Annotated in this window: 13 protein-coding genes; 3 read left to right on the top strand and 10 right to left on the bottom strand. The window is 46.0% G+C overall.

Annotated features, from left to right (window positions below):
* Position 1: 1 nt before the first annotated feature.
* From fdh3B to R7P36_RS00745, 7 genes are all read right to left on the bottom strand, one after another.
* Positions 2-610 carry a formate dehydrogenase FDH3 subunit beta gene (gene fdh3B / locus R7P36_RS00715; protein WP_005377536.1) on the bottom strand — a complete coding sequence of 203 codons (609 nt, stop codon included), beginning with the start codon at positions 608-610 and terminating at the stop codon, positions 2-4.
* A gap of 11 nt (positions 611-621) precedes the next feature.
* The gene (locus R7P36_RS00720; RefSeq protein WP_213899360.1) at positions 622-3,477 is read right to left on the bottom strand and encodes a formate dehydrogenase subunit alpha; all 2,856 of its coding nucleotides are present in this window, start codon (positions 3,475-3,477) and stop codon (positions 622-624) included.
* Between the two features lie 10 nt (positions 3,478-3,487).
* Complete coding sequence (locus tag R7P36_RS00725) at positions 3,488-3,688, bottom strand: twin-arginine translocation signal domain-containing protein (protein ID WP_005377542.1); 201 nt, start codon at positions 3,686-3,688, stop codon at positions 3,488-3,490.
* 73 nt (positions 3,689-3,761) lie between these two features.
* Positions 3,762-4,388 (bottom strand): molecular chaperone, encoded by a 627-nt coding sequence (locus R7P36_RS00730; protein ID WP_017820684.1) that lies wholly within the window; start codon positions 4,386-4,388, stop codon positions 3,762-3,764.
* Between the two features lie 9 nt (positions 4,389-4,397).
* Entirely contained in the window at positions 4,398-6,059 is a 1,662-nt protein-coding gene (locus tag R7P36_RS00735) for a 4Fe-4S dicluster domain-containing protein (RefSeq protein ID WP_005377546.1), read from the bottom strand.
* 311 nt (positions 6,060-6,370) lie between these two features.
* Positions 6,371-6,997: a DUF3306 domain-containing protein gene (locus tag R7P36_RS00740; RefSeq protein WP_171342964.1), complete on the bottom strand. Its 627-nt coding sequence runs from the start codon at positions 6,995-6,997 to the stop codon at positions 6,371-6,373.
* Entirely contained in the window at positions 6,987-7,451 is a 465-nt protein-coding gene (locus R7P36_RS00745) for a DUF3305 domain-containing protein (RefSeq protein WP_005389514.1), read from the bottom strand. Before R7P36_RS00745 ends, R7P36_RS00740 begins: the two co-directional genes overlap by 11 nt.
* A gap of 323 nt (positions 7,452-7,774) precedes the next feature.
* Here R7P36_RS00745 and R7P36_RS00750 point away from each other — a divergent pair, with 323 nt between their 5' ends.
* The gene (locus tag R7P36_RS00750) at positions 7,775-8,599 is read left to right on the top strand and encodes a formate dehydrogenase accessory sulfurtransferase FdhD (RefSeq protein WP_017820681.1); all 825 of its coding nucleotides are present in this window, start codon (positions 7,775-7,777) and stop codon (positions 8,597-8,599) included.
* A 240-nt stretch (positions 8,600-8,839) separates the two neighbouring features.
* Here the strand turns inward: R7P36_RS00750 and R7P36_RS00755 are convergent, their stop codons facing one another.
* From R7P36_RS00755 to R7P36_RS00765, 3 genes are all read right to left on the bottom strand, one after another.
* Positions 8,840-10,432: an ABC-F family ATPase gene (locus R7P36_RS00755; RefSeq protein ID WP_064368415.1), complete on the bottom strand. Its 1,593-nt coding sequence runs from the start codon at positions 10,430-10,432 to the stop codon at positions 8,840-8,842.
* A gap of 216 nt (positions 10,433-10,648) precedes the next feature.
* Positions 10,649-12,688: a cache domain-containing protein gene (locus tag R7P36_RS00760; protein ID WP_137281988.1), complete on the bottom strand. Its 2,040-nt coding sequence runs from the start codon at positions 12,686-12,688 to the stop codon at positions 10,649-10,651.
* Entirely contained in the window at positions 12,678-14,129 is a 1,452-nt protein-coding gene (locus tag R7P36_RS00765; protein ID WP_064353911.1) for a sigma-54-dependent transcriptional regulator, read from the bottom strand. Before R7P36_RS00765 ends, R7P36_RS00760 begins: the two co-directional genes overlap by 11 nt.
* 334 nt (positions 14,130-14,463) lie before the next feature.
* On the opposite strand from R7P36_RS00765, the gene R7P36_RS00770 reads away from it, so the two are divergent.
* Both R7P36_RS00770 and R7P36_RS00775 read left to right on the top strand, forming a co-directional pair.
* Positions 14,464-15,282: a substrate-binding domain-containing protein gene (locus R7P36_RS00770; protein WP_005389522.1), complete on the top strand. Its 819-nt coding sequence runs from the start codon at positions 14,464-14,466 to the stop codon at positions 15,280-15,282.
* A gap of 6 nt (positions 15,283-15,288) precedes the next feature.
* Entirely contained in the window at positions 15,289-15,987 is a 699-nt protein-coding gene (locus tag R7P36_RS00775; protein WP_005389524.1) for an ABC transporter permease, read from the top strand.
* Positions 15,988-15,993 lie beyond the last annotated feature (6 nt).

The following is a 15,993-nucleotide window of genomic DNA, read 5'->3' on the forward strand; positions in this document are numbered from 1 at the left end:
CTTAGCTTTTAGTCGCATCGTAAGAAAGATCGTTTCCGTCTGTCCAACCTGCGTTTTTCGCGCCGCGTTCTACCACACGTTGACGGAAAATGTCAGAGACTTTCTCTGCGTCACCCGCAAGCAGCGCTTTAGTTGAACAAAGCGATGCACACATCGGTAACTTGCCTTCTGCGATACGGTTCGCACCGTATTTTTGACGTTCTTCCTCAGAGCCAGGCTCTGTTTCTGGGCCGCCCGCGCAGAAAGTACATTTATCCATTTTGCCACGTTCACCAAACGCTTCTTGTTTAGGAAATTGAGGTGCGCCAAACGGACAAGCAAACAAACAGTAACCACAACCGATACACAGATCTTTATTGTGAAGAACGATGCCGTCTTCGGTATGTTCGAAACAATCAGCTGGACAAACTGCCATACAAGGTGCATCGGTACAGTGCATACAAGCAACAGAGATAGAGTTTTCACCAGCTTCACCGTCGTTTAGTGTTACCACACGACGACGTTGAATGCCCCATTCAAGCGCATCGTCGTTTTCGTTCTTACATGCAGTAACACAGCCGTTACACTCGATACAGCGTTTCGTGTCACATAGAAATTTCATTCGTGCCATGGTCAGACTCCTTACGCTTTACGAATGTTACATAGGGTTACTTTGGTTTCCTGCATCAAGGTAACCGGGTCGTAACCGTAAGTGGTTGCCGTGTTAGCCGATTCGCCAACAACGTAAGGCTGTGTACCTTCTGGGTATTTAGGACGCAGGTCTTCACCTTCGAACTTACCACCAAAGTGGAACGGAATGAACGCCAAACCAGGTTTCACACGACGTGTTACCATCGCTTTCACCTTGATTCGTCCTTTCTCTGCACCTTCAACCCAAACATCATCACCATCTCTAAAGCCAAGATCGTTCGCGTCTTTCGGGTTTACTTCAACAAACATTTCTTGTTGAAGCTCGGCAAGCCAAGGGTTTGAACGCGTCTCTTCACCACCACCTTCGTATTCGACCAGACGGCCAGAAGTCAGAACGATTGGGTACTCGCCCGATTTGTCTTGCTCTTGAATTGATTTATACAACGTAGGAACACGGAAGATTGCATCTTTGTCATCCCAAGTTGGGTAATCCGTTACAAGGTCACGACGTGGTGTGTACAGTGGTTCACGATGCAGTGGCACACGGTCTGGGAACGTCCAAACAATCGCACGCGCTTTCGCGTTACCAAATGGAATACAACCGTGCTTGATCGCGACACGCTGAATACCGCCAGACAGATCTGTTTTCCAGTTTTTACCCTCTGCTGCCACTTTCTCTTCAGCAGTTAGGTCGTCCCACCAACCAAGTTGTTTCAATAACTTGTCAGTGAACTCTGGGTAACCGTCTTTGATCTCACAGCCTTTCGAATAACTGTCTTCTGCAAGAAGGCTTTTGCCTTCGAATTCCACACCAAAGCGCGTACGGAAGTTACCGCCACCTTCTGCAACCGTCTTAGACGTATCGTACAGAATGTGTGTACCTGGGTGTTTCATTTCCGGTGTACCCCAACATGGCCAAGGTAGACCGTAGGTTTCACCGTTGACAGGGCCACCTTCCGCTTCCAATGTGGTTTTGTGGAACGTATGCCAGTTTTGTTGGTGCGCTTTCAAACGCTCTGGGCTTTGGCCTGTGTAACCAATCGTCCACATGCCTTTGTTGAATTCACGCGTCAGGTCTTCAATCACCGGCTGGTTGTTTTCAACACGGATGTTTTTGAACAGAAGATCGGAATAGCCCAGTTTCTTCGAAAGCAGGTACATGATTTCGTGGTCTGGTTTTGATTCAAACAAAGGTTCAATCACCTGATCACGCCATTGTAGAGAGCGGTTAGATGCGGTAACGCTGCCGTGTGTTTCAAACTGTGTTGTTGCAGGAAGCAGGTAAACGCCGTCGGTACGGTCGTTCATTACCGCAGCAACCGTTGGGTAAGGGTCCACAATCACCATCATGTCCAACTTCTGCATCGCTTTTTTCATCTCAACACCACGTGTTTGAGAGTTCACTGCGTGTCCCCAGTAGAACATTGCACGGATGTTTTCGCGTTGACGAATGTTGTCTTTGTTTTCCAGTACACCATCAACCCAACGAGATACAGGAATACCTGCACTGTGCATTGGTTTCTGACCGCTGTAAGCGTTGTCATCGAAACGACCTTTGATCCATTCGTAATCGATTTCCCACACTTTTGACCAATGACGCCAAGCGCCTTCAGAAAGGCCGTAGTAGCCAGGTAGCGTGTCAGAAAGTACGCCAAGGTCGGTTGCGCCTTGTACGTTATCGTGACCACGGAAGATGTTTGCACCGCCGCCTGATTTACCAATGTTACCAAGCGCTAGCTCAAGCACACAGTAAGCACGTGTGTTGTTGTTACCAGTAGTATGCTGAGTACCACCCATACACCAAACAATACAGCCTGGGCGATTTTCAGAAAGCAGTTTTGCTGTTTGGTAAACGTCTTCTTCGCTTACGCCTGTTACGCGCTCAACTTCTGCTGGCGTCCACTTCGCCACTTCAGCACGGATCTCATCCATACCGAATACACGTTGACGGATGAACTCTTTATCTTCCCATTGGTTTTCGAAGATGTGCCACAACACACCCCAAATGAATGCTACGTCAGAACCAGGACGAAGTGATACATAGTGATCCGATTTTGCTGCCGTACGTGTACGACGAGGATCCGCTACGACGATCTTACAGTTGTTCTTCTCTTTTGCGATCAGAATGTGCTGCATCGCTACTGGGTGTGCTTCAGCTGGGTTTGAACCAATGAATAGCATCGACTTACAGTTGTGCATGTCATTGAAAGAGTTGGTCATCGCACCGTAACCCCAAGTATTCGCTACACCAGCCACGGTTGTTGAGTGACAAATACGCGCTTGGTGGTCAACGTTGTTCGTACCCCAAAGTGATGCCATTTTGCGGAACAAGTACGCTTGTTCGTTGCTGTGCTTTGCGCTTCCCAAGAAGTAAACCGAATCAGGGCCGGACTCTTTACGGATGTACATCACCTTGTTACCGATTTCTTCGATCGCTTGATCCCAAGAAAGCTTTTTCCACTTACCGTTTTCAAGCTTCATTGGGTATTTAAGACGGCGCTCACCGTGACCATGTTCACGCAGTGCTGCGCCTTTTGCACAGTGACCACCGGCGTTAAATGGGTGGTCGAATGCAGGCTCTTGACCCGTCCAAACACCATTTTGAACTTCTGCGTAAATACCACAACCCACTGAACAGTGAGAACAGATAGTACGTTTTACTTCTGTTTTCGCTTCTGGATCGACTGATTTTGCTTGCGCTTTTTTCATCATTCCCGGTGCGAATAGACTAGCACCAACCACTGCGCCACCAGCGGCAAGCGAAGTGTTTTTCATGAATGCACGACGAGATACGCCAAGCTGATTCGTTTCTTTGCTCACACTGTCGGAGCGTTTGACAAGTTTCATCCGTTATCTCCTAAAGTGTGTCGTAGTAATCGCGAATGTGTTGAGTTTCACGATACCCTTTCTTCTTCACGTCGTTTTCAGAAGGCTCAACCGTTTCTGAAGCAACGGCCACTTTCGTGGTTCCCGCAACAACAGCACCGGCAACGGCAGCGGTTGTGAAGCCTTTTAGGAGATCCCTACGGCTTGTGTTTATTTCTTTATTATCTTTCATCATTGCTTCCTTACCTTACGGTAGATCTTTGGAGACTCATGCCTCTCTATCGATATGACCAAGTACTGCTCGATTACTCGTAATCAGTGACGTTTTTCACATCAATTTTTAATTTGTTCTTACTGCTTTTGGTGTTCACGCTAAAGCGCACTTGCTCTAACGTTAAAAACGCATCGCAAAGCTGTGCAGCTGGCTTGTAGAAATTCACGCTTTCTGCGCTCTCTAGTTGGCGCGTAAAAGATTGGAACCAAGGGGCGATGTGTTTGTTAAACACCGCTTGTTGAAGTTCTTCCTCTTCACCTGTCAGCATTGCCATCACTTCGCACAGTGCAGAAATATGGTCTTCAGGCTCTTTCACGTTCTCTTCTCGTTCGATGCCTAAAAGATCCAAATCGCGACGAATTTCCGCTAACGGTTTTTCCATCATCGAGCCAGTGCGATGCCAAGATCCGAATGGCACAACTTCACCACGTCCAATGCCAATAAACAGATCTTGATATTCTTCTTCTAACGCTTCTCGCTGCGCTTCGTTCGCGGCTTGTTGCAGTGCGAGCCAAGCTTTTTGCATCGCGCTCTCAGACGGTTCAATTTCTAGCGACTTCAGGAACGCCAGCATTTCATCACTAGGCGCACTACGAAAAAGTGCAGATAGTACGAGATAAATGTCTGTTCTCAGTGTTTGTTCTTGTTGTGTGTCCACTGCGAGCTCCTAGTATTTCAGTTGTTTCATTGGGTCTTCTGCCATCGACTCAAACATGTCGATCACACGGCAGTCTTCACACATCGCGATACGATTGATCGCCGCTTCATCAGAGAAATGAGAGTGACCGCGTAACTTGTTTTGTAGCATGTCGATCATCGATTGCGGAGCAAAAGGCTTGTGACAACGAATGCACTCGGCTGCCTTTTCTTCATGAATCACAACCGCTTTCTGGCGTTCTTCTTTCACCCAGTTCATACGAGGAGTAAGCGTCAGCACTTTCTCTGGACACGCTTTCTCGCACAGCCCACATTGAATGCAGTCTTGCTCGACGAATTTAAGTGACGGAGATCGACCGTCCGTATGCAATGCACGTGTTGGACACACCGCCACACAGCTCATACACAACGTACAACCTTTACTTTCACAAGAGACTGTGCCGTAAGGTGCGTTCGCTGGAAGTTCAACAATGTTCTCAACTGGAATACGTGATGCGGACAACGCATCCAACGCCGTAAATAGACGCTGACGTTTGTTACCTTGCAAATCACCTAATGCCAAATCAAAAGACTCAGTACAAAGTGTCGGAGCACCTTCACGTAGTGACTCTAGATACAGAATGTCGATGGTTTCTTTGGCGATACCAAGCTGACCGAGCAGCTCTTGAGCAATACCTACTTCGCTATTAAGCACACGAATAATGGTTTGAGGCATAAAACGTGAAGCCGCAAACAGCACCTGAGTAGCACCATTCACAAGCGCGGCGAACCAAGTATCAATACCAACCGAAGGCAGTTCTTCCACCACAATTGGAATCACATTATCTGGCAGTGCTTTTAGTGCCATCACGTTGTAGCTCTCGTGGCGAGAACTACAAATCAATACGATAGGATCTAAACCACCCGCTTGCTCATAGTTGGCGAGCGTACGTTCAATAAACTTTTGCGTATCTTCAGGGTTTGGCAGTGCGTAATGAATCGCTTCTGTCGGACACGCTGTAGCACAAGTACCCACGCCTTGACATAGGTATGGGTTGATCTCGATGCGATGGCCCGTTCTGTCGCTGCCTTCACTCGATAGTGCCCCTGCCGGACAAGCATCCACACACCGTTCGCAACCTTTTACGCCACGAGAGCTGTGTGCACATAAATCGGTATCTAAACGGAAGAATTTCGGTTTATCGAACGTCCCCATTAAGGTTGGAATCTCTTCCAACGCTTCAGCCAGTTTCGGATAGCCACGACCTACTGGGTAGTAGCCCGGTACTGGGACTTCTTCCGACATGCAGCTGTTAAGGCAAAGATCGAGTACGATATCGAAACAATCGCTATTGGTCGCGACCTTGGCAAGGTTGTTGGTCAAACCATGATTTTCAATCAGAACTTCAAACGTACCTAAGAACCCTGAAACCTGAACCGAATTGGCGTAATAAAGCTCGGGATTTGTGCCCTTTTCGCCATCGGTAGAAAGCAGCGTTAGGCTGTTCATTTGCGACAATTGCGCTGCCGCACTTTCGATGATTGCTGTTGGGCCCACAATCAAAGTATTACCGCCGCTTTCATAGCTTACGGTTGGTGGAATAAGATTGGTCAACTCTACGGTATTTTCGAAAGCGTACAGCCTCGCTTTACCGTTATTGGAAGTTGCTTGTTCTAATAATTGTTTCAGCATTGCTCAATTCCATTTATGAACATGGATAGTCTTTTCCATCTCTTAGTGTAGTTAGCGCCGGAGATTCTGCTGATTAACTTATCAATGAGAATTCTTATTCCGCCATCTATAGGCGATGAATACTACGCAGTGCGTCCGTACTAACTTCAACCAGATTGGTATTGAGCAACAAATAGCAAGTGTCATGCCAATAAAATATCAACTTAAAATCAATAGGTTATCAATTTTACTGACAAATAGTAGGGATAAAAAAACCGGTTGAGACATTTTGTCTCAGCCGGCTCATTGAGTGTTTAGTCAAAATGTACCTATTATTTATGTGGTATATTTTGTCTCACCTCGTTAGGCTGTGATTCTTCAGCAAAAGTATCACTTTCGCCAGATACTGTATTTATATACAGTTTATTTTCATCTTGAGTAATTTGGCCACTTTTGTCGGTGTTTGACTCTGCGTCTTCAACTACCTCAGATGCGATATCGTTAGCGTTAAGCTCAGACCCTTGCGCAGTTTCAGCGTCTGGTTCGTCTTCCACTTTATCTTTAACCCAATCACGCAGCGTCTCAGCGACGTCTTGAGAAAGTGACTTTAAGTTACTGTAATCATCATCGTAATCGTCTAGGCCGTCACGCACGTTAAATTCTTCGGACAAGAACATTTTGCGCAGCGCAGCTTTCTTAACGCTTTCTGAAGCTTCAGAAACCAGCAGTTGCGCCACAGACATTTCTTCGGTTTTTTCAGTCTCTACACTCGCGGTAATGTCTGGAGCCTGACTATCCTCATTGACGTTCAAAGTATCTAAGCTTTCGTCAGCGTTTGAAAGCGCTGTGACACTATCTTCGGATTGTTCCGTCTCTGCTATCGGCGTGATCTCTTCAGCATGTTGGGAAGATTCTTCTAGTTTACGTTTCGACCAACGGCTTAAAAAACTAGTTGCCATTTGCTCTGCCTGCTCCTTTGCGTTTCTTGCGTCTTACTTCTAACAACTCACCGTGACGACCAATAAAGGCTTCCATCCAAGCCTGAACGGCTAACGGCATATCGTTAGATAGTACAAGGTTATCACCATCCATATATTGCGCCGCAACAGATTGTGAGGCCGTCAGTAGCTGTATCGCTGGTTTTTCACCAGACTCGACGTTATCCATCACTAAAAAGAGTTTAGGTTGCTGAGAGCTTAAGTTAAAACGGTAGTCTGTACGCTCGTCTTTATGTAATTGCAACAGACAAACATCTGGAGTCTCTTCCGTCGGATTCAGCGCAAATCCTGTCAACTGCCATTGGGTTGTCACCCAAATCCCTGTACTGATCTCATGCTCAACAAGCTCTACGCCGATTGGCCATGTATCCTCAGTCTTTTCGTAATTTTTTTCGAAATCTTTCTTATCCGACATAACTCACCCAGTCTTTCTATTTTTGGTCTGAAAACACACAGGACATTTTGCCCCCGTTTTCGACCATTTTTATTGTCTTCGAAGCAATAAACGCGCCAAGCTGATATAACTTAGTCTATATACTCCCTCAGGCTATAAGTACCAAACTAGACGAAACTCAAATGTATTGATGTGTCATTACTGCGAACTCGCAGTTTTAATGCATTGTTGACATAAAACCTCGCAATTTCTGTGGGAACCGCTATTTTGGAATGAGATTTGCTAGCCACTTAAAGAGCTAAAATGCGTAGCAACCTAACGCTCTTAATCACTAGGACACGACTGTGCTGAAACCAAACATTATTAAAACCAGTGAAAATCCCCTGCAAACCATTGAAGTCGATGTGTACGACGAGTACGGCGAAAAACTGACAAAGCAAATCGCTTGCGAGCGTCCTCTTACGGTCATGCTGAACTGGAAAGAAGTGGTCACGCTCATGACGCTGGGTTCGCGTCCAGAAGCACTAGTACTGGGTTATTTAAAAAACCAAAGCTTCCTGTCCGATCCAGCCGCGATTGAATCCGTTATTATTGACTGGGAAACGCATTCCGCAGCGGTGATTACTAAAGAAAACACTGAGCACTTAGAAGGCGCCCTGAAAAAGAAAACCGTCACCTCAGGTTGTGGCCAAGGCACTATGTATGGCAACGTGATGAAGCAGCTTGAAAATTATCAAGTGCCTCAAGTTCCTCTTAAGCAGTCAGAAATTTATTCTGCGCTGGAAGCGTTAACCCATTACAACGACACCTACAAAAAAGCGGGCGCAGTACACGGCTGTGCGGTTTGCAAAGGTAATGAGGTGTTATCATTTGTGGAAGATGTCGGCCGTCACAACGCAGTGGATACACTTGCAGGTGAGATGTGGCTCAAAGAAGAAACAGGTGAAGATAAAATTTTCTACACAACAGGTCGCCTTACATCAGAGATGGTGATTAAAGTGGCTCAAATGGGCATTCCTGTTCTGCTTTCTCGCTCTGGCGTTACTCAAATGGGGTTAGATCTAGCGAAGCAATTTGGTATTACAACCATTGCGCGTGCGAAAGGTTTGCGCTTCCAAGTGTTTACAGGAGCCGACAAGGTTGAATTTGATGTAAAAGGCAACCAATAACACCTTTTCAGTGTAAACTAAAACCAATAATGCGGATTCACAGAGGATGTGGACTATGAATAATGACCAATTGTGGAATTTTCTGCTTACGCCCAGCGGTATCATGCTTTCTATGATTATTACCTTTGGCGTAGTCGGGCTCTATGCGTATATAACAGGTCAGTTTAAGGATTAAGGCCAAATATCAAAAAAGCCTCGCTAAATAGCGAGGCTTTTGCTTTTTAAACGCTTTGCGAGTAATTACGCGTCAACACCACGAGATTTTAGGAACTCAGAGTAAGTGCCTTTAAAGTCTGTGATTTTACCATCGCGGATTTCGATAATACGCGTTGCTAGTGAGTCTACGAATACACGGTCGTGAGAGACGAAGAACAACGTGCCTTTGTATTGCTCAAGCGCCGTGTTCAAAGATTCGATCGATTCCATGTCCATGTGGTTGGTTGGTTCGTCCATTAGCAGCATGTTTGGCTTGTGCATCATTAGCTTACCAAGCAGCATACGACCTTGCTCACCACCAGACAGTACTTTTACTGACTTCTTAATGTCATCTTGACCAAACAGCATACGACCAAGGAAACCACGAACGACTTGCTCGTCATCACCTTCTTGACGCCATTGACCCATCCAATCCGTTAGGTTCATGTCTTCTGCAAAGTCATGCGCGTGGTCTTGCGCGTAGTAACCGATGTTTGCATTTTCAGACCATTTGTACTCACCCGCACGCGGTTCAAGCACACCAGCAAGCGTGTTTAGAAGTGTTGTTTTACCCACACCGTTCTCACCGATGATCGCAACGCGCTCACCCACTTCAAAAATTGCATTGAAGTCTGAGAACAAGTCCTCTTCGAATCCTTGGCTTAGGTTTTCAACAATCAGAGCGTTACGGAACAGCTCTTTCGACTGTTCGAAACGAATGAATGGGTTTTGACGGCTAGACGCTTTAACTTCATCCAGTTTGATCTTGTCGATTTGCTTAGCACGAGATGTCGCTTGTTTTGCTTTCGATGCGTTTGCAGAGAAACGAGCAACGAACGTTTGTAGCTCAGCGATTTGTGCTTTCTTCTTCGCGTTGTCGTTTAGTAGACGTTCGCGAGCTTGAGAAGCCGCCGTCATGTACTCATCGTAGTTACCTGGGTAAACACGTAGCTCACCGTAATCCAAATCAGCCATGTGCGTACATACTGAGTTTAGGAAGTGACGGTCGTGCGAGATGATGATCATTGTGCAGTTACGTGCGTTTAGCGTGTCTTCCAACCAACGGATAGTGTCCATATCCAAGTTGTTGGTTGGTTCGTCAAGAAGCATCACATCTGGGTCTGCGAATAGAACCTGAGCTAGAAGCACACGAAGTTTCCAACCCGGTGCAACTTCACTCATTAGACCGAAGTGTTGTTCCATTGGAATACCTACAGCAAGAAGAAGCTCACCCGCTTTGGCTTCTGCCATGTAGCCGTCCATTTCAGCAAACTGAACTTCTAAGTCAGCCACTTTCATGCCGTCTTCTTCGCTCATTTCAGCAAGTGAGTAAATGCGGTCACGCTCTTTCTTCACTTCCCATAGCTCTTTATGACCCATGATGACGGTATCGATTACCGTAAATTCTTCGTAAGCGAACTGGTCCTGGTTCAGTTTTGCAACGCGCTCGTTTGGATCGTAGCTTACGTTACCACTGGTTTGCTCAAGCTCGCCGCTGAGGATCTTCATAAAGGTTGATTTACCACAACCGTTAGCTCCAATTAAGCCATAGCGATTGCCTTCGCCGAACTTAACTGAAATGTTTTCGAATAGCGGCTTAGCGCCGAATTGTTGAGTAATATTCGCTGTGGAGATCAAAACCTTTACCTTAGCAATTGGGGTGTATTTAGAAAAACCGGGCAACGGTACTTGTTCATGCTACATACTGCAAGTGTTGTTTTTATTAATTCACTCCAAGTGAAATCATTGTAAGGTTTCTAAGAAGCAAAAGCGTAAACATAAATGCGTCATTAAATACAAAAAAGAGCCACTATCGTCAGTGGCTCTTTTTCCATTAATACTTCAAAAAAGTGACTAAGCGATGTTCGTCACCTCTAGGATCAGTTCGGCTTTTTTAGGTAAATAAATACTGAATTTACTGCCTTTTCCCCATTCAGACTCTGCTTTTAACTCACCACCCGTTTGGCTGAGAATACTTTGGGAGACCGATAGCCCTAACCCTGTGCCTTCTCGTTTCGTTGTGTAAAATGGCGAGAAGATTCGACTCAAGTTTTCTGGTTTAATACCGCAGCCCTCATCGATAACATGAATCGCGGCTCCTTTCACTTCGCCCTCTTCAATCCAGTCTTCACTGACTACTGTTAAAGTTCCTTTACCGCTCATTGCGTGAATGGCGTTCATTTGCAAATTAACTAAGATTTGTAGCAAGTGGTGACGGTTTATCTCAACGGACGTATGCGCTTGTAGGTCAGTCACAAACTCAACGTCGCGTTTCTTGGTGCCAGTTTTAACCAAGGTGATGCTTTCATCAATGATAGGATTGACATGTTGCCAAGTGATTTCATCTTGAACACCGCCTTGGCGACTGTATTGCAATAAACTGCGTGTGATATTGCGGATACGATCAATTTGCGCGTGAATCGCATCAATTTCTTCTTGTACTCGACTTGCATCGTCACCCAATTCAAAATGGATCAATTCTACGTTGCCAAGAATCACGGCGGTTGGGTTATTAATTTCGTGAGCAATCCCCGCGGTGAGTTCTCCCAGTGCTGCCAGTTTTTCATGAACAACGAGTTTGTCGCGAGTTTGGTTGAGCAATTGAATATGCAGCTCAAGATCTTGGGTTTTTTCTCTCAGGCTTGCCGTACGCTCTTGAACTTTGCATTCAAGTTGAGCTGCGGAGTTTTTCAGTTCAATTTTGCGCTCTTCTAGCGCGTCTAACATATCATCAAACTGTCTGGCTAACTGCGCAAGTTCATGATCGGCATCTAATCCTAACGGGCCAATCCGTTTTTCTTTACCTTGTTGGACCTGCTTCACCACTTTATGAATGCGTTCGATCGGTCGAAACAGATCATAAGAACCGCGATATACCATCACGCCGGAAACCAGCAATAACATAACCGTAATCAAGCTGATTTCGGCAATGTTCGTCATGTAGGCTTTAACGAATGGCCACATGAGGTAACCGGTATAAAGCATACCAATAACATTGTCGTATTGGTCTTTGATTGGTTGATACGCCGTAATATACCAAGCGTCATACACATAAGCGCGATCAACCCACTGTTCACCCTTAGAAAGTACTTGGTTATACACTTCTGCGCTCACGCGAGTGCCTATAGCGCGCCCTAGTCTATGATCGCTGTCTAGAGGAACGTTGGTACTCACACGCAAATCATCGAGAAATACCGTCAACGTACCCACAGGGCGAAGGCGGTCATTATCACTTAAGTAAATGAGATCGCGGATTTGATCCACCAGCACTGTGCTGTTGTTAAGGAGCAAACCACCATCAAGAAAGCCGATCAAATCGTTCGCTTGGCTGTATACCGGAATCACGGTTCGACTGACTAACCCACGCACTTCCCTGTCACCATCAGCAAGAATAGGCACTTCTGCTCGTTTGGCGAGTTCAGGATCGAGGCGTTCGAGTTCTTCTTTATTGAGTACATCAAAAAACGATTCGCGCTTGGTGAGATCCATAAAGCGGAATTTGTTTTCCATGGAATTAACGCGTTGGAAAGAGAGAAAATCTAAAGCATATCTTTTCTTCTGCTCTGTGACCCACTTTTGCAGGTCACCTTGTGGCATTCCTTTATTAATGCGAATACGGAAATCGTACGAATCGGCAAACGCCCGCACGTAATTGGCTTGCTTTTGCTGTAACAACGTTACACTGTTATTTGCAACACCAAGACGTTCCGAGACATCAAGCAGCGCATTTTGCCACGTGTAATGAATAGACCAATAAATGGTAATGCCGATCAGAGCTAACAATGTGAGGAAAATCGGCGCAGAGGTTAAGAATAACAAGCGATAACGCACCATGGTTTTAAAACGGTGCGTCCATTTTGACAATCCTTTGTGCTGTGGGCCGTTAGTCGGCATATTCCTCACCCTCAGAATCCCATTCTTTGTATTTACGTTCTAAGGTCTTGCGAGCTACGCCCAAGTCGCGAGCAGCGGCTGATTTGTTGCCTTCGTGCAAGTTAACGACTTGTTTAATATGTGCTTTCTCGACTTCTTTTAACGTCCAGCTGTTTGGATAGCCTTCGCCAGTAAATTCTTTGCCTTCTCTAAAGGTTGGTAACTCAGCAGAGTGAGAAACAGTAATCGATACATTAGGCAGTGAATGCCCGCCATTCAGCTCTCGCCAATAGTGTGCAGGTGGTTTGCCAAGCAAGATACAACGCTCAATCAAGTTTTTGAGCTCACGAATGTTTCCCGGCCAATCGTACTCACTCATGGCTTCCATATCCTCGTGAGCCCATTTGGGCGCAGGCATACCGAGCTCGCGCGTCAGCATGTTGCTGAAAAATGGCACCAACTCAAATAAGTCGGTTTTGCGCTCTCGCAGCGGACACACTTCAATTTTCAGAACGTTTAAACGGTAATAGAGGTCACTGCGGAAATTACCTTGATTGACCTCTTCTTGCAGATTACGGTTGGTGGCGGCAACAATACGGACATCAATACTGATCTCTCTTTCTGAACCGACAGGGCGAATCGTACGCTGCTCTAACACACGTAATAATGATGCCTGCATTGCAAGTGGCATCTCCCCGATTTCGTCAAGAAATAAGGTGCCACCGTTCGCAACACGGAACAAACCTTCACGCGATTTTTTTGCACCGGTAAACGCGCCCGATGTATGACCAAATAACTCACTTTCTAAAAGCTCTGGTGCAATCGCACCGCAGTTGATTGGCACAAACGGGCCCGTTCGCCCACTCGCCTGGTGGATACCTCGTGCAACTAGCTCTTTACCCGTACCCGACTCACCTTCCACCAAAACAGAAGCACGTGATGGTGCAAATTGGTTAATAAGTTGCTTAAGCAGACGCGTTTTTTCTGAGCCGCCGATGATCTCTGAGGTATTGTGACGTTGGTAATCGCGTGTCATGGCGTACTGCATGCGTTCGTTCAAACGGCGATCCATACAGCGACTGACCGCTTTTAACATCTGCTCAAGGTTGAATGGTTTGAGGATAAAGTCGGAAGCACCGAGCTGTAGCGCTCGAATGGCAATTTCTAAATCCGCATAACCCGTCATAAAAATCACATCGGCACGTTTGTCATCATCTTCAAACGCTTCTTCCCACTCAATTCCAGAACGCCCTGGCAGATTAATATCCAGTAAGATCAGATCATAATGTCGAGAATTACGCAGTTGTTCTGCTTCTTCGATGCTACCAGCTGTATCGACATGTGAAAAAAGCTTACCCAATGCCTTTTTCAAGATGGCTTGCATGCCTAATTCATCATCGACGACCAGTACGGAAAAGGCGCTATATTGTTGGTTTGTACTAAGATGGGATTGAGTAGACATATTTACCCCAGATGGATTTCGATGGGACAGAGTGTACCAAGTTTAAACAGAGATACCCTACAAAAAGTGCGACATTTTGTACCAACGCAAACTTTTATGCAAATAACCCCATGATTTAGTGCATAAACCAAGCACTTTAAGCTTGTAAAAGGTTGGCATCTTGTTTGCTATAAGGTGGATACGGAGCGCATTTAAGTGATCTCAGGATGTTGATGTTTGCTTATTCCAACACCCTGAGACAACTTGCGTATTACGCTAATCGCTCTCGTCCAAAAAGGCTTCTCCCTAAAACCTGGAGAGATTCCAAAGAATCATTGGAAAGGAACACATAAAAATGAAAAAAATTGCGCTAACTCTGGCTGCAACGTCAATCACGCTTGTAAGTTACTCTGCGTTTTCTGCTCAAGACGGAGAACACGTTCGCCTTGCAACCACAACCAGTACTTACCATTCAGGTTTACTTGATTACCTACTTCCACAATTTGAAAAAGACACGGGCTACAAAGTCGATGTTATTGCTGCAGGTACGGGTAAAGCCTTAAAAATGGGCGAAAACGGTGACGTAGATTTGGTGATGACACATGCACCAAAAGCTGAAGGCGCATTTGTTGAGAAAGGCTACGGCGTTTTACCTCGCAAGCTAATGTACAACGACTTTGTGATTGTAGGCCCGAAAGCTGACCCAGCAACAATCAAAAATGACGAAGGCGTGTTAGATGTATTCAAAGAGATCGCAAACAAAAACGCAACGTTCATCTCTCGCGGCGATGATTCTGGTACGCACAAAAAAGAAATGGGCTTCTGGGCTCAAACTAAAATCGAACCGAACTTTGGTGGCTACCGTAGCGTAGGTCAAGGTATGGGCCCAACTCTAAACATGGCGTCTGAAATGCAAGGCTACACCATGACGGATCGCGGCACATGGCTGGCTTACCAAAACAAATTGGATCTAGAAATTCTGTTCCAAGGCGATGAAAAACTGTTTAACCCGTACCAAGTTATTCTTGTTAACCCTGAGCGTTACCCAACGATTAACTACCAAGGTGCGAAGGCATTCAGTGATTGGTTGGTAAACCCTCGCGGACAGGAACTTATCAATGGTTTCCGCCTAAACGGTAAACAACTGTTTGTTGCGAATGCTGAGAGCAAATAACGCAATATGAATCTTGCTGATACAACACTGGAAGCGCTTCGCTTACTGGTGAATTTTGATGCAGACCTATGGGAGATCGTTGCGGTCTCCTTTAGTGTTTCTATCACGGCAATATCCCTAGTGGTATTGCCGGCTATTTTGATGTCCTTTGTACTGGCGTATACCGACTTTCGCGGTAAATGGTTTTTGTTGTCGATCGTAAATACGCTGCAAGCGGTCCCTACCGTGGTGATTGGCCTGTTGCTGTACATGTTGCTGTCGCGTGCTGGCCCTTGGGGAGACTGGCAAATGCTGTTCACTCAGAAGGCAATGATCTTCGGCCAAATGGTGATCTGCTTCCCTGTTTTGGTATCGATGATGCATGGTGCATTACAATCTAGCGACCGTCGTGCAGTGGAAACTGCCATCACGCTGGGCGTCTCCATTCCGCGCTTGGCAGCTACGATGATTTGGGAAACCCGCTTTCCTCTACTTGCGGCTATCATTGCAGGGTTTTCACGTATCGTGACCGAGGTGGGCTGCTCAATGATGGTTGGTGGGAACATTATGGGCGTGACGCGAAATATTCCCACGGCTATCGCAATGGAAAGCAGTAAAGGTGCTTTTGCGCAAGGAGTTGCATTAGGAATTGTATTACTATCTTTAGCGTTGGCTCTAAACTTCTTCTTATCAAGCATGAGAGGCAAAGGCTACCTCAGAACATAGAACATG

The sequence above is a fragment of the Vibrio sp. 397 genome (assembly GCF_033339395.1).
Lineage (GTDB): Bacteria > Pseudomonadota > Gammaproteobacteria > Enterobacterales > Vibrionaceae > Vibrio > Vibrio alginolyticus.

Bases quoted from the DNA above. Each gene is read 5' to 3' on its own strand.
- fdh3B (WP_005377536.1), bottom strand. From the start codon at position 610: ATGGCACGAATGAAATTTCTATGTGACACGAAACGCTGTATCGAGTGT.
- R7P36_RS00720 (WP_213899360.1), bottom strand. From the start codon at position 3,477: ATGAAACTTGTCAAACGCTCCGACAGTGTGAGCAAAGAAACGAATCAG.
- R7P36_RS00725 (WP_005377542.1), bottom strand. From the start codon at position 3,688: ATGAAAGATAATAAAGAAATAAACACAAGCCGTAGGGATCTCCTAAAA.
- R7P36_RS00735 (WP_005377546.1), bottom strand. From the start codon at position 6,059: ATGCTGAAACAATTATTAGAACAAGCAACTTCCAATAACGGTAAAGCG.
- R7P36_RS00740 (WP_171342964.1), bottom strand. From the start codon at position 6,997: ATGGCAACTAGTTTTTTAAGCCGTTGGTCGAAACGTAAACTAGAAGAA.
- R7P36_RS00745 (WP_005389514.1), bottom strand. From the start codon at position 7,451: ATGTCGGATAAGAAAGATTTCGAAAAAAATTACGAAAAGACTGAGGAT.
- R7P36_RS00760 (WP_137281988.1), bottom strand. From the start codon at position 12,688: ATGCCGACTAACGGCCCACAGCACAAAGGATTGTCAAAATGGACGCAC.
- R7P36_RS00765 (WP_064353911.1), bottom strand. From the start codon at position 14,129: ATGTCTACTCAATCCCATCTTAGTACAAACCAACAATATAGCGCCTTT.
- R7P36_RS00770 (WP_005389522.1), top strand. From the start codon at position 14,464: ATGAAAAAAATTGCGCTAACTCTGGCTGCAACGTCAATCACGCTTGTA.
- R7P36_RS00775 (WP_005389524.1), top strand. From the start codon at position 15,289: ATGAATCTTGCTGATACAACACTGGAAGCGCTTCGCTTACTGGTGAAT.